At 61.3% G+C, this 16,646-nt stretch carries 14 protein-coding genes; 6 read left to right on the forward strand and 8 right to left on the reverse strand.

Going from position 1 to position 16,646, the window contains the following annotated elements; all coding sequences use genetic code 11:
* Positions 1–106 precede the first annotated feature (106 nt).
* From OP10G_RS13365 to OP10G_RS24675, 5 genes are read right to left on the reverse strand one after another with little or no spacing between them, the layout of a single operon-like run.
* A complete protein-coding gene (locus tag OP10G_RS13365; RefSeq protein ID WP_025225377.1) occupies positions 107–982 on the reverse strand; it encodes a carbohydrate ABC transporter permease in 876 nt (291 codons plus the stop codon).
* Positions 979–2,298, reverse strand: a complete 1,320-nt coding sequence (locus tag OP10G_RS13370) for an extracellular solute-binding protein (protein ID WP_025225376.1) — start codon at positions 2,296–2,298, stop codon at positions 979–981. Before OP10G_RS13370 ends, OP10G_RS13365 begins: the two co-directional genes overlap by 4 nt.
* The gene (locus tag OP10G_RS13375; protein ID WP_025225375.1) at positions 2,295–4,295 is read right to left on the reverse strand and encodes a beta-galactosidase; all 2,001 of its coding nucleotides are present in this window, start codon (positions 4,293–4,295) and stop codon (positions 2,295–2,297) included. Before OP10G_RS13375 ends, OP10G_RS13370 begins: the two co-directional genes overlap by 4 nt.
* Before the next feature lie 40 nt (positions 4,296–4,335).
* Entirely contained in the window at positions 4,336–5,424 is a 1,089-nt protein-coding gene (locus tag OP10G_RS13380) for a glycoside hydrolase family 53 protein (RefSeq protein ID WP_025225374.1), read from the reverse strand.
* A gap of 4 nt (positions 5,425–5,428) precedes the next feature.
* A complete protein-coding gene (locus tag OP10G_RS24675) occupies positions 5,429–6,466 on the reverse strand; it encodes a LacI family DNA-binding transcriptional regulator (protein ID WP_084179247.1) in 1,038 nt (345 codons plus the stop codon).
* 134 nt (positions 6,467–6,600) lie between these two features.
* Between OP10G_RS24675 and OP10G_RS13390 the strand changes: the two genes are divergently transcribed.
* Complete coding sequence (locus OP10G_RS13390; protein ID WP_144241153.1) at positions 6,601–7,290, forward strand: LamG domain-containing protein; 690 nt, start codon at positions 6,601–6,603, stop codon at positions 7,288–7,290.
* Between the two features lie 5 nt (positions 7,291–7,295).
* Here the strand turns inward: OP10G_RS13390 and OP10G_RS13395 are convergent, their stop codons facing one another.
* Together OP10G_RS13395 and OP10G_RS13400 are read right to left on the reverse strand one after the other, a co-directional pair.
* Positions 7,296–7,757, reverse strand: coding sequence for a hypothetical protein (locus OP10G_RS13395; protein WP_025225371.1), 462 nt, complete (start codon positions 7,755–7,757; stop codon positions 7,296–7,298).
* 96 nt (positions 7,758–7,853) lie between these two features.
* Positions 7,854–8,315, reverse strand: coding sequence for a hypothetical protein (locus OP10G_RS13400; RefSeq protein WP_144241155.1), 462 nt, complete (start codon positions 8,313–8,315; stop codon positions 7,854–7,856).
* A 145-nt stretch (positions 8,316–8,460) separates the two neighbouring features.
* On the opposite strand from OP10G_RS13400, the gene OP10G_RS13405 reads away from it, so the two are divergent.
* Complete coding sequence (locus OP10G_RS13405; RefSeq protein ID WP_025225369.1) at positions 8,461–9,288, forward strand: dienelactone hydrolase family protein; 828 nt, start codon at positions 8,461–8,463, stop codon at positions 9,286–9,288.
* Positions 9,289–9,441: 153 nt separating this feature from the next.
* Here the strand turns inward: OP10G_RS13405 and OP10G_RS13410 are convergent, their stop codons facing one another.
* Positions 9,442–9,849, reverse strand: a complete 408-nt coding sequence (locus OP10G_RS13410) for a DoxX family protein (RefSeq protein WP_025225368.1) — start codon at positions 9,847–9,849, stop codon at positions 9,442–9,444.
* Positions 9,850–10,036: 187 nt separating this feature from the next.
* Here OP10G_RS13410 and OP10G_RS13415 point away from each other — a divergent pair, with 187 nt between their 5' ends.
* From OP10G_RS13415 to OP10G_RS13430, 4 genes are all read left to right on the forward strand, one after another.
* Complete coding sequence (locus tag OP10G_RS13415) at positions 10,037–11,521, forward strand: sugar ABC transporter ATP-binding protein (protein ID WP_025225367.1); 1,485 nt, start codon at positions 10,037–10,039, stop codon at positions 11,519–11,521.
* A gap of 439 nt (positions 11,522–11,960) precedes the next feature.
* The gene (locus tag OP10G_RS13420) at positions 11,961–12,977 is read left to right on the forward strand and encodes an ABC transporter permease (RefSeq protein WP_025225366.1); all 1,017 of its coding nucleotides are present in this window, start codon (positions 11,961–11,963) and stop codon (positions 12,975–12,977) included.
* A gap of 10 nt (positions 12,978–12,987) precedes the next feature.
* Positions 12,988–13,983: an ABC transporter substrate-binding protein gene (locus tag OP10G_RS13425; RefSeq protein ID WP_038473093.1), complete on the forward strand. Its 996-nt coding sequence runs from the start codon at positions 12,988–12,990 to the stop codon at positions 13,981–13,983.
* Positions 13,984–16,644: an MGH1-like glycoside hydrolase domain-containing protein gene (locus OP10G_RS13430; protein WP_420810088.1), complete on the forward strand. Its 2,661-nt coding sequence runs from the start codon at positions 13,984–13,986 to the stop codon at positions 16,642–16,644.
* Positions 16,645–16,646 lie beyond the last annotated feature (2 nt).

Genomic DNA, 16,646 nt, shown 5'->3' on the forward strand with positions numbered 1-16,646 from the left:
GAGAACGCAGGTACGAACCAACCTGCGGCTACACGGCTTCGCCGTCGGTTGAGGGGAGGCCACCGCGGCAATCAAGCAATCAAGCAATCGAAAATCTAGCAATGACTTAGCCCGCTTCATAGTGCACGTGGCGCTCGGAGGCCTTGATCGACACCAAGGTCAGCGCGAGGGTGAAGAGGAACATGACCCAGCCCATCGCGCTGGCGTATCCCATTCGCTGGTAGGTGAAGGCGTTGTCGAAGAGATAGCTGGTGAAGAAGTAGGTCGAGCGCGCGGGTTGGCCGCCGGGGAACATGACGTAGGGAAGCGCGAACACCTGGAGGGAGCCGATGATCCCCATGATGACGTTGAAGAGGATTACGGGCGAGATCATCGGGATGGTGACGAAGCGGGTTTTCGCCCAGAGCTTGGCGCCGTCCAGCTCGGCCGCCTCGTAGAGCGAGACCGGAACGTCTTGCAGGCCGGCCAGGTAGATCACCATCGCCTGTCCGCATCCCCAGGTGGAGATCAGGATGAGTGTCCACTTCGTCCAAGCCGGCGCGCCGAGCCAGTTGGGCGGGGGGATGTGTACCAGTTTGAACGCCTCGTTTAGCAGACCGTAGTCGCTGTTGAAGATCCAAAGGAACAACGTCGCTTGCGCCACCATCGGCACGAGCGAGGGGAGGAAGAAGAGGGTGCGATAGAGCGACATCCCCTTCACCTTGGTGTTCAGCAGCATCGCCAAGCCGATCGCTACCACGGTGGTCAACGGCACCGCGCCGACGGCGTACATCAGCGTGTTCTTGAGGGTAGTTAAGAACACGTCGTCGTGGGCTAGCTCGACGTAGTTCGAGAGGCCGACCCACTTCGGCGGGCGGAGGATCGAGAAGCTTGTGAAACTGTAGAGGAACGAGGCGATGACCGGGTAGGCGAGGAAAACCGAGAAACCGAAGATCCACGGCAAGGCGAACAGCACGCCGACCCGGGCGTCGCGACGTTTCATCGGTCGAGCACCTGCGTGCGGTAGGTGGCCCATAAGCCGTCGAGGCGTGCCTGCGCTTCGGCGAGCGCCTCCTTGGGTTCTTTTTGTCCGGTGTTTACCGACTGGAAAGCCACGCCGAGCTCGGCGTTGATCTGCGGGTAGAGACCGATCTGAGGAGGATTGATCGCCTTTGGAGACCGGGCGAGCTGGTCGAATAACCGGATGAACTTGTTGGGATGGTTCTTGAAGAACGCCTCGCTGACTTTGTTCAGCGGCGAGTTCTTACCGTGCCTGGTGCAAAGCCCCTCCATCACGTCTTGCCGCTGCACATACCGGATGAATTCGAACGCCTCTTTCGCGTGCTTCGCGCCGCGTGGGATGGCGAGGACGTCTTGCGAAAGGTTGGTATGCCCTTGGAGCTCGGGATGGTCGGCCGGGTAGGGGAATGGGACCGCGAACCACTTGACCCCTTTCTTGTAAACGTCGATGTAGTTCGCTTTCCACACGCCGTTCATCTCGGTGGCGGTCTTGCCGGTCATGAACGGGTCTTGAGGGGAGGCGAAGCCGCCGAAGCCGCTCTGGAAGCTCTGAACCTCTTTGGAGCCGAACTTCTTGGCGTAGCTGGCGATCCAGGTGAATGCGCGTTCCGCTTCGGGGGAGTCGACGGTGATCTTATCTCCCACCACGAGCTTGCCACCGAAATAGGGGGACCAGGCCCAGTTCCACCACCCGGGGCTCGAGGGTAGAAACCCCGCCATTTCGAGGCTTCCGTCCGGCCGCTTTTTGGAGATCCGAAAGACGAGCTTGTCGAAATCCTCGATCGTCTTGGGGAAAGTTTCGGGGGAGGCGACCTCCTTCGGCACGAGGTCGGTGCGGACGTGGAGGGCGATGGAAGCGGGCGTGCTGGGGAGCGCCCAAAGGCCGCCTCGGTAGGTGAGGGCGTCCCAGTAATTCTTGATGTAGTAATCCGGGCCGAGGCCGTTCGCCAGCGCCATCGGCATCAGGTCGGTCAGCGCCTTTGCATCGGAGAATTGGCAAAGCTGGTCGGCCCAGATGCCGGCGACGTCGGGCGGGTTGCCTCCCGCGGTTGCGAGCATTGTCTTGCTGTCGACCCCCGAAACGGTGAGGTAGCGCACGAAGATCTTGTTTTGGCTTCGGTTGAAGGCGTCGACGACCTTCCGCATCTCCTCGCCTTCGGATCCCGTCCACTTTTCCCAGTAGACGACGGTGACCTTGCTGGCGTCGGCTTGGCGCGAGGTCGCCTTCTCGCTTAACGCGAAGGTGATCGCGAGTCCGATCGCCGCTAATCCGAAGCCCGCCGCCGCTCGTCCTGTCATCTCACTTCAGCCCCCCAAGGCGGAAGTTCGACCTTACCGGATCGTTCGGTGGAGAAAGAGACTGAGTTCGGGGTTGCGTTTAGAAAAAAGTGGAATTCGCGTCCGCCGCCGACTCGGCGTTGAACGGTGACTCCGGTCGGCAGCAGGAAAGTTTCAACCCCTGCTTTCTGGGCAATGGCGGTAAGGAACGCATCGTTGAACGTGGGCTCGGTTCTCGATGCGACGTAGTAGGCGAGCCCGTCGCCTACTCGGTTCACCGTGACCGACGGGCGTCCCTCATAGAAGTCCTCGGCGTAAGTGGCGGCGGCTTTAGCGGTCGTGAGGTGGATCAGCTCGCAGAAATCGGAGGCGGTGAATTGGCCGGCGAGCCCGAGGTCGTTGTCGTCGACGAACTCGCTGGCTTTGGAATGGCCGGGATAGAGGACGTCCAGTTCCTCGCTCCAAATGCCGAGGAGCTCTCGTAGCGGGGAAAGGAAACCTCCTTCATAGACGAGGGAGTTTTCGTCGACCCATCCGGTGAGGTAGGTCGTCACGAACGTTCCGCCGGCTTCGACGAACGCCTTCACTCGCTCGGCGAAGCCGGGTCGAAGGGAGTAGGCCATGGGCGCGACGACGACCTTGTATCGATCGAGCGGATCGTCGAGGCCGATGACGTCCACGGGGACTCCGGCTTGCCAGAACGCCCGGTAGTGCTCGATGCACGTCTCCTCGTACTTCTTGCTCTCCCGCACCGGGCCGGAGGCGGCGTCGATCGCCCAACGAACCTCCCAGTCATACACGATCGCGACTTCGGCATCGACCTGGGTGCCTACCAGGTGTGCCAGAGACTCTAGCTCTTCGCCCACGGCTTTGACTTCTTGGAAGACTCGGGTTCCCTCATCGCCGGCGTGGCCGACGACTGCACCGTGAAGCTGCTCCTGGCTGCCGCGCGATTGACGCCACTGGAAATACTGGACGCCGTCCGCGCCATGGGCGACCGCTTGCACGGCTTCGAGGCGGTGCATTCCGGGGCGTTTTAGCGCCATGTAGGGGTACCAGTTTCCGGAGCTTGGGGTCGACTCCATCAACAACCAAGGCATTTTTGGCTTGATCGAGCGGGTGAGGTCGTGTTTGAACGCCGCCGCGACCCAGATCTTGGTTTCCTCTAAGCCGCCTTGAAAGGCTGGATAGCTATCCCAGCTTGTGAAGTCGATGTGGGAGGCGAACTTGCGGTAGTCGAGCCCCGGATAGGTTCCCATCATGTTGGTGGTGATGGGGACCTCGGGGGAGAGCTCGCGGAGCGGGGCCGCTTCGTTCAGCATGAAGTCAATCGTCTGATCGGTGACGAACCGCTGCCAGTCGACGGTCAGGCCTTGGATCGACTCCTCGCCGTGCGGTGCTCCCGGCGGGTGGATCTCCTCCCAGTCGGTGTAGGTGTGGCTCCAAAACGTGGTCCAGTAGGCGGCGTTCAGGGCATCGAGGGTCCCGAACTTCCGTTGCAGCCAAAGTCGGAACGCGGACGCGCTTTCTTCTCCATAGTCGGCGCCGCCGTACTCGTTCGACATGTGCCAGGCGAGCAGGCGGGGGTGGGCGCCGTAACGTTCGGAGAGTCGGCGGGCGATTTCTCGCGTTTTCTCTCGATAAACCTTCGAAGCGAGGTTGTAATTCACTCGGTTGCCGTGCCGGCGGCGGACTCCGTCGGCGCCGGTCCGCAACGTTTCCGGATAACGTCGCGAAAGCCAGGCGGGAGGGGCCGCGCTGGGCGTCGCCAGGATGAACCAGCGATCCCCTCTCGACAGCCGGTCGATGACGTCGTCCATCCATGCGAAGTCGAACCGCCCTTCCGAGGGTTCCAATTTCGACCAAGAGAAAATGCCGATGGTGGCGACGTTGCAACGGGCGGTTTGCATGAGCCGGACGTCGTCGTCCCACACCTGCGAGGGCCACTGCTCCGGGTTGTAATCCCCTCCATGCCAGAGCCGCGGGAGTCGAGAGTTCAGCAAGTGTTCGTTGCTCATCGGTTTGCCGTACGATTATCGACCAAAGCGGCCAGACGAATTAGTCTTTCTTCCCTCCGAGAGCCCGCACTCCGGGTAACGCTTCGCCTTGGTCGTTAAAGGTCGCCATGTTGGACCAGGGGATGTGCGTTTTAGTGGAGATCCAGGTGGGAGCCCAGTAGAGGAGCCCTTTGCCTCGGCCGCCGGGGATCGCTTGGACGATCTCGAGCATTTTACGGAGGAACTTCGCCTGGCCTTCGGGAGTGGGCGGGTATTCCGGGTCGAGCTTTTCGGTCATGGCAAAGCCTTGGCCCCGAGCCCGGTCGATCGTCCACGGATAGGCGGTTTCCACGACGTAGATGTCTTTCCCGTACCGGACGGCGAGATCATTGACGTTGGCTTGCAGGTCGGTGAGGGTGCCGTGCCAGAACGGATAGAACGACAGGCCGATCGTATCGAAGTCGACCCCCTCCGCTTTGAGATGGTCGAACCACCAGCGGGCGCCCTTGTTATCGCCGCCGCGGTCGAGGTGAATCATCGTAAGGATTCGGTGGCGATTGCCGTCCGCGTCGTGGACGGCGCGAATCCCCGCGTCGATCAAAGCGGCAAGGTTTTTCCACTGCGCCGGATCGTTACTCGCGAGCTTGCCTTGGGGCCAGATCATGCCGGCAGTGATCTCGTTTCCGATCTGCACCATATTCGGCCGCGTCCCTTGTCGGTTCATGGCGTCGACGACGTCTTTCGTGTAGTCGTACACCGCCTCGGTCAACTTATCCATCGGCAGCTCTTTCCAGGCCGCGGGGGCGTACTGCTTGCCCGGATCGGCCCACCAGTCGGAGTAGTGGAAGTCGAGACTGATCGCCAATCCGGCCGCTTTCGCCCGTTTCGCTGCGGCTAGGGTGTGCTCCTTGTCGCAGAAGCCGTCTTTGGGGTGATTCCAGATGCGAAACCGCACCCAGTTCCAGCCCGCTTTCTTAAGAATTCGGAAAGGGTCCTCGGTTTTCCCTTGGTATGAATAGTGCCCTCCAGTCGCTTCGACTTCTGGAATCTCTGAGACATCGCCCCCACGAAGGAAGCCGCGGGGGAGCTGGGCAGAAACGGCGATGCTGGCGGCGCTGAGCAAAAGGATCGTGAGAGCGCGGGAAAACATGCGGTTAACTACCCTCCATCGGGCCGGACATTTGGGCGCCGCTCGACTCACGAACGGTAAGGCGGACGGGAAGGACGACTTGACCGGCGTCCGTAAACTGTCCCTCGATGGCATCCAGTACGAGGTCGGCGGCGCGGTCTCCGAGCCCGAGCACGTCCATGTCGACGCTCGTCAGCGCGGGTTGGACGACGGTGGCGAACCAGGTGTCGTCGTAGCCGACCACGGCCACATCCTCGGGAATCCGGAGCCCGGCTTCGGCGATCGCCTCCATGGCGCCGTGGGCGGCGAGGTCGTTGCAGGCGAAGATGGCGGTCGGACGCCGGGAACCCGGCAGCGCCATGAGCGCCTTCGTCGACATAAAGCCGGTCAGGCGGTTGAAGTCGCCGGGCTGGATTAGGGTTTCATCGACCCCGATCCCGGCCTCGTGCAACGCGTCCTCGTATCCCTGCTGCCGCGGGTGCGTGGTGCGGATCTCCTCTCGCCCCCTTAGATGAGCGATCCTTCGATGGCCTTGTTGGAGGAGGTGGCGGGTCGCCATCAGGCCACCCTCGCGGTCGCTAGAGCCGACGGTAAGCCGTGCCTCGGCCGGATCGCCAAACACGGAGACATACGGGATTCGCTGCCGATCGCACTCGGCGTACATCGCCGCCTCGGTCGGCGGGCTCACGAACACCAGGCCGGCGACAAACCGGTCGATCTGAGCCGGCCCGTTCTCCGAATTCGCGGAGTAGAGCATGAGGTTGTAGCCTCGACGGGCGGCGGCGGCGGCGACGCCGGTAGTGAAGAGCCAGAAAAATGGGTCGTGGTCCGCGTAGGAGGAAGCGGAGGGAAGCATCAGCCCGACCACCTTAGAGCGCCCGGTCGCGAGCGCCCCGGCGTGGGGATTGCGGCGATAGCCAAGCTCGTTGGCCGCGCGTAGGATCCGCTCCCGAGTGTCTTCGCTCAGCTTTACGGTCTTGGACCGAGCTCCATTAAGCGCCACCGAGACGGCGGCCACCGAAGTGCCGGCCCTCGCCGCAATGTCGCTCATTGTCGTGCTCATCGCTTAATTAAGGGCTTAATCCTCCCCACTGCATTGTAAATGAAGTCAGACGATTCGGCAAGAGAAAACAAAAGGGCCTGTCATACCAGAGCGCGAAAGAGAACCTTTCGGAGTCTTCGGCGTAAGTTATTTCGGTGGCGAGTATCGGACGAGGCGTGTGGGCAGGTTTCGTCGTCGCCACCCTGGTCGCCGGATGTTCGCGGCCGCCGCGAGTTTCGGAAGTCACCGGCTGCATCGCGAATGGCGAGACTGCGTCGTTTCCCATCGAAGGGCCGGCGACCGGCGAATCGCGCTCTGCGTTCGACGGTTTCGGTTGTAACTCGGTTGCCACACGGGGGGAGCTTCGATGCGTTCACCTCCGTCCCAAAGCAGCGACCAACCCAAAGGAAACCCACGCCGGACTCTTCCTGGGCCCGTACGTGCACGGCGATATGACCGTATCTTGCGGGATTCTAACCGCCGCGCAGCTACGCTTGGGGTCACCGTCAAATCCGCACGAGGTTGGCTGGCTGATCTGGAACTACCGCGACAACGACCACTTTTACTATGCGATGGCGAAGCCGAACGGTTGGGAGCTCGGCAAACGCGATCCTGCTTTTCCGGGTGGTCAACGGTTTTTGGCAACGGACGATCGAACGACTTATCCGGTCGGCAGACGATACGAACTGCGGGTGGAGCAACGCGGCAACCGAATCGAATTGTTCATCGACGGCCAGTCCATAACGGTGTTTGAAGACACCGACCATCCGTACACCGGCGGAATAGTCGGGTTCTACACCGAAGACGCGGACGTCTACTTCGACTCGCTGAAGATTGGAAAGTGATCCAGCTAGCCGCTCGAATCTTTCTCGAGGATAAAGGATCCCAAGCCGCCGGGCACTGCGATAGTGAGCGTTTTTCCGTCGCCAGAAAGTATTCCAAGCACCGGCTTGTACCACACTTCGGCCAGCATCGAGGCCTCTGGAGCACCCTTCGCCTTTTGTTTTATCTGGTCGAGAGTCAGACCCAAAACGGTTTTTATGTTTATCTCGACCCCTTTGGAGGTTAACGCCCAATCTCCTTCCATCGCCGCCTTGGCCATCGAGATCGAGACTTTCTTGTCGTCCTTGAACTGATAGGTGGTGGACATGAGCAGCCCTTTCATCGATTCGGCCTGAGCTCCGGCAACGCCGGTGAGGGTCACTTCCTTCACTTTCCAACGCCCTTGGACCTGAGCCTCCTTGCTTTTACATCCGCAGGCAGCCAAGGCCAGCGTTCCCACGAGGACCGACATTAGGAACGAGCTCTTCATGTGCCACAGGGTACGCGGTTAAGCATCGGCTTCGTTCGAAACGTGAGCCGTTTAGCAAAGAACCGAGGGTTGACCTCACCGAGCGGCCGAACCGGCCTACTCACCGTCTCTTTCGAAAACCACGCTCCCTTTCCCGGTCGTATCGTTGAGCGTGAGCGTCTTGCCGTCCTCGCTCAGAGTGGCGATGGTGGGCTTATCCTGCTGCGATTTCAGAAGCTTTGCTTGGGCGGGGCTCGCCTTCATGGCCATCTGCATCGCTTGGTCCTTGGACATTCCGGCGATGGTCGTTACCTTCATCGTCACCGTGTGATCGTCGAGAGTCCAATCGCCTTCCATCGGAACCATCCCGGACATGGAGTACTTCTTATCCTTCTTGAATTCCAAGGCCATCGATTTTATGAACGACTTTGCCATTTCCGCTTGCGCTCCGGTCAACTTGCTGAGGCTTGCCGATTCCTTGAACTTCCACTTTCCCTCGACGGTGGGCGCCTTTTTACAACCGGATGCGGCGAGAACCAAAGCAACGCTGAGGACCGAAAACGCTAACGACTTCTTCACGATCGTCAGAGTACGCGCTGAGACGCCGCTGAGATTCAAAACCGCGGATGTTTTTGCGAATCGGCGCGAAGTTCAGCACTGCCACATGAGGTAAAGCTTTGATTTACGGGTGGCTAGATGCCCTCTTCGCTAAAGGAAGGTCTCCATGAAACAGATCCTCACGCTCATCCTTCTCGTCACCGTAGCGCTTGCCTCCGCTCAGGACTGGGCGAAGAAGAAGCTGGATGCCTCCCCCCGGCACCAAGAGTGGGTCGAGCTTAAGAACGGCGGCCGCACCGTGAAGGCGTTCGTCGTCTATCCCGAGCGGAAGGACAAGGCGCCGGTCGTGATCCTCATCCACGAGATCATGGGGATGACCGATTGGGTCCAGTCCACCGCCGACCAGTGGGCGGAGAAGGGATACATTGCCATCGCTCCCGACTTTCTCACCGGGATGGGACCGAACGGGGGTCGGACCGACTCGTTCGGCGACCTGAGCAAAGTGCGCGAGGCGATCAGCGGACTTCCGGCGGACCAGATCACCGGCGACCTGAACGCGGCGTTCGACTATGCGAAGAAGATTCCGAGCGCAAACGGAAAGGTCGCGGTAGCCGGATTCTGCTGGGGCGGGGGACAGGCGTTCCGGTATACGACGAACCAGCCCGGTCTCGCGGCGGCATTCGTGTTTTACGGCGTTCCGCCCACCACGGACGCCGAAGTGGCTCGAATCAAGGCGCCGGTGTACGGCTTTTACGGCGGGAACGATAACCGGATCGACGCCACGATCCCCGACACCGAGAAGCTGATGAAAGCCGGTGGCAAAGTGTACGAACCGGTGATCTACGAAGGGGCCGGCCACGGCTTCATGCGGGCCGGCGAGCAGCCGGACGCCCAAGAGGCGAACAAGAAAGCCCGCGATGCCGCGTGGAAACGAATGCTTGAGATTCTTGGCAAGGGCGACCTGATGGCCGCCCTCACCTGCTGCGACGGCTAGTGGCACTGGCATCTTGCCAGTGGGTCCCAAGGGCATCTTGCCCTTGGCCCTTCACACGACCGGTACGGTCGTGGGGGTTCATCGGCTGGGAACCGATGCTCCGGTTACACGACCAGGATGGTCGTGATACACGCGGGCTGGAAGCCCGTGCCACTACTTGGATCGCCGTATCAGGCGGTCCAAGCTCCATGGGCCGCCGCCGGCGGCGGCGAGGAAGAGGAAGACAAAGCAATACGCGACCGCCAGCTCACCCTTATTGACGATCGGATAGAGGCTGCCGGGAGCGTGCACTTTCCAGTAGGCGTAGGCCATCTCCCCGGCCATGATGAACGCGGCCGGGCGGGTGAAGAGGCCAAGAAGGAGGAGAATGCCGCCGACCAGCTCGATGGCCCCGCCAATGCCCATCTCCGACGTGAGATTGAACGGCATCGGCTTCTCGGCGGGCGGGAAGTTGAAGATCTTCTGCGTCCCGTGCTCTAGGAAAAGAAGCGCAATCACGATCCGGAGAACGCTCTGCAGCTTCGGCGCCCAGGGGTGCTCATATACTTCGAGTTTGTCCATCTCGCATGGTTGACGACGCAACCGCTTAGAAGGGTCCCTTGGAGTACGTGGCACGGGCGGCTCGCCCGTGTGTATCCCGCGCAGCTTGCGCGGGCGCTTGGCGGACGTGCGTTCGCCAATTCAGGGGGGAGCCGCCCCTGAGACCCACGGGCGAGCCGCCCGTGCCACGTCGGACTACAATGTCGCCATGCAGCCGATCCTCGAAGTTCGAGGTCTGACGAAGACGTTTCCCGCCGTGAAGGCGCTGGATGGCGTCGATCTCAGCGTTTTGCCGGGGGAAGTGCACGGGATCGTCGGCGAGAACGGGGCGGGCAAGAGCACGCTGATGAAGATCCTGAGCGGGATCTACCCGCCGTCGAGCGGAGAGCTCTTCTTCGAAGGAGCGCCAACCGCGATTCGCAATCCGGCCGCCGCGATTCGGATGGGGATTGCCATGATCCACCAGGAGCTGAACCTCGTCGACGAGCTGTCGGTGGCCGACAACCTCTTTCTCGGCCAAGAGCGAACGAAGGCGGGCAGAATCGATCGGGGGCGCACCCGCCTTGAAGCCGACGATCTGCTCGCTCAGGTCAAAGCCGGCTTTCCGTCCGAGGCGCGGGTGGGGGACCTCTCCATCGCCGGCAAACAGCTCGTGGAGATCGCGAAGGCGCTCTCCTATAAGGCGAAGGTGATCATCATGGACGAGCCGACGGCGGTGCTGTCCGAGGCTGAATCGAGCGCTCTCTTCAGCCTGATGAGCCGGCTTAAGCAGGATGGCGTCGCCATCCTCTTCATCTCCCACCATTTGCGCGAAGTGCGGGAGCATTGCGACCGCATCACGGTGCTGCGTGACGGCCGGCTCGTTGCTACGTTCCACGCCGACGCCGCAACGGAAGGAGCGATTGCCCGGATGATGGTGGGCCGGGAGCTCGCAGACCTCTTCCCACCCAAGTCGGTGCCGAGCGCGGGGACAGTCTTAAAGGTAACCGGCCTGCGGTTGGTCCGGTCCGCCCCACCTTTCGACCTTGAGATTAGGGCAGGAGAAATTGTCGGGCTTGCCGGACTGGTCGGCTCCGGCAGGACCGAAGTCGCCGAAGCCATCGTGGGCCTCCGGCCAAAGGTGGGCGGCGAGATCGAAGTCGGCGGACAGGCCGTCTCGATCCGCCGCCCGATCGACGCGATGCGATGCGGGCTCGCCTACGTCTCGGAGGATCGCAAAGAACGGGGATTGGTGTTAGGGATGGACACCGTTCAAAACGTCACCCTCGCCAACCTGCGCCGGTACGCCCACCCGGTGGTGCGGAAAAAGGAAGAGTCGGCGGCGGTCGCCGCGTGGGTCGAGAAGCTCGACATCCGCGCCGGCGACCTGCACTCTCCCACGCTGTACCTGAGCGGCGGAAACCAGCAAAAGGTCGCCGTGGCAAAATGGCTCGACACTCGGCCGAAGGTGCTGCTGCTGGACGAGCCGACCCGCGGCATCGACATCGGCGCGAAGCGCGAAATGTACGAGCTCATTCAAAACCTGGCCGCCGACGGCATGGCCTGCCTCGTCATCTCCTCCGAGATGCCGGAGCTCCTCGGCCTCTGCCACCGAATCCTCGTCATGCGATCGGGCCAGATCGTAGGAACCGCCACCACTGAGGAAGAAATCATGCGGCTGGCCGCGGGTTTGGAACCATTGCTAGTCGACTAGGTCGAGGCGTCGCTCTAAACCTGGTCCGACTAGATCCCTCCCGACGCGCCGTCGGGCAGGGTCCGGCCACCGGCCGGGCGACAGGAAGCAGTCGAGCTCAGCGACTTCTGATGCCAGGAGCGCGAGCTTATGGTCATCAACAAAATAGATTGACAATGCAGATTCACCCGTAGCCCGGGGATTTATCCCCGGTAGAACCTTGAACCGCGGCTAAAGCCACGGGCTACGGGTGAAATTAGATAAGGGAAATGTGAACCTAATTTGTCCATGACCATATGCTCGCGCTCCATTTCTGGCGGTGCGATCAACGGCAATTACTCCCACGTGAGTTGGCCGTGCCCTTCGCAAGCTGTACCGAGACTCCGAAGGACGCCATCAGAGATACAATGCAAGCGCTTGCTCGAGAGGCAAGTCGATGCCCAGGTAAACGATTAGACTCATGAAGGTTGACCGGTTGAAAGGGTCGAGATTCTTGGAGACGTACGGCGTCTTAATCGCCTTCGCGCTGCTCGTTCTGGTCAACGTGATCTGGCAGCCCGGAATGTTCTTACGTCCGGAGAATCTTCGCAACCTGATCAATCAGAACGCGGCGACCGGCATCCTCGCTGTGGGAATGACGCTCGTGATCGTGGGCGGCGGAATCGACTTAAGCGTCGGCAGCATGATGGCGTTCGTCGCCTCGATCATGGTGCTCGCGATGGACAAGCTCTTGGCGCTCGGACGGCCGGAGGGGCTTTCGGTATCGCTCGCGGTGCTCGCATGTTTGGCTTTGGGAGCGGCCGCGGGGTTGCTGAATGGCTTGGTGATCACCCTGGGCCGGGTGGCTCCATTCATCGCAACCCTGGCCGGTTTGGTCGCCTTTCGCTCGGTCGCCCTCGCCTTGGCGGACGGGGGCGAGGTTCGGGCTAACAGCGCCGTTTTGTTTCCCGCTTTAGGAGAGGGGGGAATCCCGATACCGTTCCTTCGCACCCCGGCGGGGCCGCTGGTGATCACGTGGAGCATGCTTGCCTTCGCCGCGGTCGCCCTCGGGGCGGGGTTCCTCTTAAATTCGACTCGTTACGGCCGCCACCTCATCGCGGTCGGGGCCAACGAGCGGGCGGCGCGGTACAGCGCCATCGGGGTGGCCCAGGTGAAGACGGTCAGCTATACGTTGATGGGGCTCTGCGTGGCCATCGCGGCGATCGGGCAGACGGCGAGGCTGAACTCGGTTTCCACCTCCCAACTCGGCCTCTCATCGGAGCTCGACGCGATCGCGGCGGTCGTCATCGGTGGCACCAGTCTCGCCGGTGGACGAGGGCGGATCTGGAGCACGGTGGTCGGCGTTCTGATCCTCGGCATCATTAGCAACATGCTGTTGCTTGCCGGGGTGTCGATTTATTGGCAGGGATTCGTCAAGGGCGCTATTATCCTCATCGCGGTGCTGATTCAAAGAAGCGACCGCTCGGCGAGCTCTTGAGGGAAAGAATATGAAGCGAATGGTACGCGGATTGGCGCTTGGTGGAGTTTTGGTTGGGATTCTGTCCGGGTGCGCTCCCGCGCCGTCGTCAACGGGTGGTGCGAGCGCGAGTACCCAAACTCCGGGCAAGCGGTACAAGATCGGCGTTTCCATTCCCGCCGCCGACCATGGGTGGACGGCCGGCGTCGTCTACTGGGCGAAACAGGCGACCGCGATGCATCCGGAGGTCGATTGGGTCGTCCAAACGGCGGAGACCTCCAGCAAGCAGGTCAACGACATCGAAACGATGATGACCCAGGGGGTCGACGGCATGGTCGTGCTCGCGGTGGAAAGCGGTCCACTGACCCCCGTGGCGGAGAAGGTCCACCAACGCGGCATTTTCTTGGTCAACGTCGACCGCGGATTCCTCAAACCGGTCGCAGACGTTTTCTTAGAAGGCGACAACGTCGCGTTCGGGAGGAAGTCGGCCGAATTTATGGCTCAGAAGCTCGGTGGCAAAGGAGACATCGTCGTGCTCCAAGGCATCCCGTGCACCGTGAATACCGACCGGGTCAACGCGGCGATGGAAGTTTTCAAGCGGTATCCGGGAATCCACATTCTGGATAGCCAGTCCGGCATGTGGAATCGTCAGAAAGCGCGCGACGTGATGCAGACGATGCTAGTGAAGTATCCGAAGTTCGACGCGGTGTGGGCGCAAGACGACGATATGGCGCTCGGCGCTGAGCAAGCGTTGAAAGAAGGCGGTCGCACCGGCGTCTGGATGCTCGGCGGCGCGGGGATGAAGGATATCGTCAAGCGAGTCATGGAGGGAGACAAGACGATCCCGGCCGATATCACCTATCCACCTTCGATGATCGCGGCGGGAATCCACATCGCGGCATCGTCTCTACGCGACGGGCAGATCGAAAAGGCGAAACAATTTTTGCCACGCCACATGAAACTCGACGTAGAACTCGTCGAACCGGCGAACGCAAAGGAATTCTATTTCCCGGATTCTGTTTACTAAATGGGAGCCGTGCCTCCGAAAGCCATGACAGCCGAAGAATTACGACTGGCGGAAGTACGGACCGAGAACAAGCCTTGGCGTCGATGGGGCCCCTATCTAAGCGAGAGGGCCTGGGGCACGGTTCGCGAAGATTACAGCGCCAGCGGTGCGGCCTGGGAATATTTCCCTCACGACCACGCCCGGAGCCGCGCCTACCGGTGGAGCGAAGACGGGATCGCGGGAATCTCCGACGAGCACCAGCACATCTGCTTCGCTCTCGCGCTTTGGAACGAGCGCGATCCGATCCTCAAAGAGCGCCTCTACGGGCTGACGCCGGCCGAGGCGAACCATGGCGAAGACGTCAAGGAGCTCTACTACTACCTCGACTCGACGCCTACCCATTCCTACATGCGGATGCTCTACAAGTATCCGCAGGGAGAGTTTCCCTACTCCGACCTGATCCAGGAGAACGGGCGGCGCGATAAATCGCAGCCCGAGTACGAGCTTCTCGACACCGGAATCTTCAACGAGAACCGCTACTTCGACGTGTTCGTGGAGTACGCCAAAGGGGACGCCGAGGACATGTTGGTGCGGATCGAGGTCGCCAACCGCGGTCCCGATCCGGCCGAGATTCACCTTCTGCCGACCGTCTGGTTTCGGAACACTTGGTCTTGGTCCGATACCGACACTAAGCCGGTGCTTCGTTCGGAGGAACCGGGGCTGATCGACCTCGACGATCCGGTCCTCGGCCGGCGCCGCCTCTACTGCGACGGCACGCCGGAGATGATCTTCACCGAAAACGAGTCGAACAATCTGCGGCTTTGGAACTCACCGAACAAATCGCCTTACGTCAAGGACGCGTTCCACGAGCGCGTCGTCCATGGAAACGTCGACGCCGTGAACCCGGCGAGGACGGGGACGAAAGCGGCGGCCTGGCATGCGCTACGGCTCGAGCCGGGAGAGTCGCACTCGATTCGGCTGCGGCTAACGATCCACGACTTCGGCAAGGTCGAGCCGCACGCCATCGGCCCCGAATTCGACAAAACCTTTATCCGTCGCCGGGACGAGGCGGACGAGTTCTACGCCACCGTCATCCCCCAATCGCTATCCGCGGACGCCGCCAACGTGATGCGGCAAGGGCTGGCGGGGATGCTTTGGTCGAAGCAGTACTACCACTACGTGGTGCAGCGATGGCTTGACGGTGACCCCACCCAGCCGCCGCCTCCCGCCGTGAGAGAGGAGGGGCGCAATACTCTTTGGAAGCAGCTTTACGCCGCCGACGTCCTTTCGATGCCGGACAAGTGGGAGTACCCGTGGTTTGCGTCGTGGGATCTGGCGTTTCACTGCATTTCGCTGGCGCTCGTCGATTCTCAGTTCGCCAAGGATCAGTTGATCCTCTTGCTCCGCGAGTGGTACATGCACCCGAGCGGGCAGCTACCGGCGTACGAGTGGGCATTCGGCGACTCCAATCCGCCCGTCCATGCCTGGTCCGCGCTGCGTGTTTTTCGAATCGAGAAGAAGCGGACCGGGGTTGGGGATTACGAGTTCCTGGAGCGGGTTTTCCATAAGCTGCTGCTGAACTTCACCTGGTGGGTCAATCGGAAGGACATGGAGGATCGCCACCTCTTCCAGGGCGGGTTCCTCGGCCTCGACAACGTAGGGATCTTCGACCGAAGCGCTCCGCTGCCGGGGGGCGGGCATCTCGATCAGGCCGATGGCACGGCTTGGATGGGGTTCTTCTGTTTGAACCTGATGGCGATGGCGCTGGAGATCGCGCTGGTAAAGCCGGCTTACGAAGACGTCGCCTCCAAGTTCTTGGAGCACTTCACCTATATCGGCCGCGCGATGACGACGATTGGCGGCGACCAAGAGATGTGGGATGAAGTCGATGGGTTCTTCTACGACGTGCTCTGTACGCCGGATGGGAAGCATCGCGAGCTACGGATCCGGTCGATGGTAGGAATCATTCCGCTCTTCGCGGTCGAGACGCTCGATCCGGAGGCGCTGGAAACCCTAAAGGGTTTCCGCGAGCGATTGGAATGGTTCATCGAGAATCGCCCGGACCTTACCGCCTACCTTGCATCCATGGAAGAGCCCGGCCGAGGCCAGCGGCGACTGCTTTCGATCGTCGACAAGGAAAAGCTCGCCGCAGTCTTGCGGTGGGTTTTGGATGAATCCGAGTTCCTCTCCGACTACGGCGTTCGGTCGGTCTCGAAGGTCCATCGAGCGCACCCGTACGTTTTGGGTTTGGAGGGGCACGAGTACAGCGTCGACTACGAGCCGGCGGAGTCGCAAACGTCGCTGTTCGGCGGCAACTCGAACTGGCGCGGCCCGATCTGGTTCCCGGTGAACTACCTGCTTATCGAGTCGCTGCAGAAATTCGACTACTACCTCGGCAAATCGTTCACCGTGGAGTTCCCGACTGGCTCGGGAGTCATGATGCGGCTGGAGGACGTGGCGGCGGAATTGTCGCGGCGTCTCAATCGAATCTTCCTACGAGACGCGGAAGGGCGGCGGCCAGTGCACGGCGACGAGGAGCGGTACCGGAACGACCCTCACTGGCGCGACTTGATTCTATTCCACGAGTATTTCCATGGCGACACGGGCCGCGGCCTTGGCGCGAGCCACCAGACCGGTTGGACCGGCTTGGTGAGCAAAATGCTTCAGCAATCAGGAGAGTAAGA

It is taken from the genome of Fimbriimonas ginsengisoli Gsoil 348 (assembly GCF_000724625.1).
Taxonomy (GTDB): domain Bacteria; phylum Armatimonadota; class Fimbriimonadia; order Fimbriimonadales; family Fimbriimonadaceae; genus Fimbriimonas; species Fimbriimonas ginsengisoli.

Bases quoted from the DNA above. Each gene is read 5' to 3' on its own strand.
- OP10G_RS13365 (WP_025225377.1), bottom strand. From the start codon at position 982: ATGAAACGTCGCGACGCCCGGGTCGGCGTGCTGTTCGCCTTGCCGTGG.
- OP10G_RS13370 (WP_025225376.1), bottom strand. From the start codon at position 2,298: ATGACAGGACGAGCGGCGGCGGGCTTCGGATTAGCGGCGATCGGACTC.
- OP10G_RS13375 (WP_025225375.1), bottom strand. From the start codon at position 4,295: ATGAGCAACGAACACTTGCTGAACTCTCGACTCCCGCGGCTCTGGCAT.
- OP10G_RS13380 (WP_025225374.1), bottom strand. From the start codon at position 5,424: ATGTTTTCCCGCGCTCTCACGATCCTTTTGCTCAGCGCCGCCAGCATC.
- OP10G_RS24675 (WP_084179247.1), bottom strand. From the start codon at position 6,466: ATGAGCACGACAATGAGCGACATTGCGGCGAGGGCCGGCACTTCGGTG.
- OP10G_RS13395 (WP_025225371.1), bottom strand. From the start codon at position 7,757: ATGAAGAGCTCGTTCCTAATGTCGGTCCTCGTGGGAACGCTGGCCTTG.
- OP10G_RS13405 (WP_025225369.1), top strand. From the start codon at position 8,461: ATGAAACAGATCCTCACGCTCATCCTTCTCGTCACCGTAGCGCTTGCC.
- OP10G_RS13410 (WP_025225368.1), bottom strand. From the start codon at position 9,849: ATGGACAAACTCGAAGTATATGAGCACCCCTGGGCGCCGAAGCTGCAG.
- OP10G_RS13415 (WP_025225367.1), top strand. From the start codon at position 10,037: ATGCAGCCGATCCTCGAAGTTCGAGGTCTGACGAAGACGTTTCCCGCC.
- OP10G_RS13420 (WP_025225366.1), top strand. From the start codon at position 11,961: ATGAAGGTTGACCGGTTGAAAGGGTCGAGATTCTTGGAGACGTACGGC.
- OP10G_RS13425 (WP_038473093.1), top strand. From the start codon at position 12,988: ATGAAGCGAATGGTACGCGGATTGGCGCTTGGTGGAGTTTTGGTTGGG.
- OP10G_RS13430 (WP_420810088.1), top strand. From the start codon at position 13,984: ATGGGAGCCGTGCCTCCGAAAGCCATGACAGCCGAAGAATTACGACTG.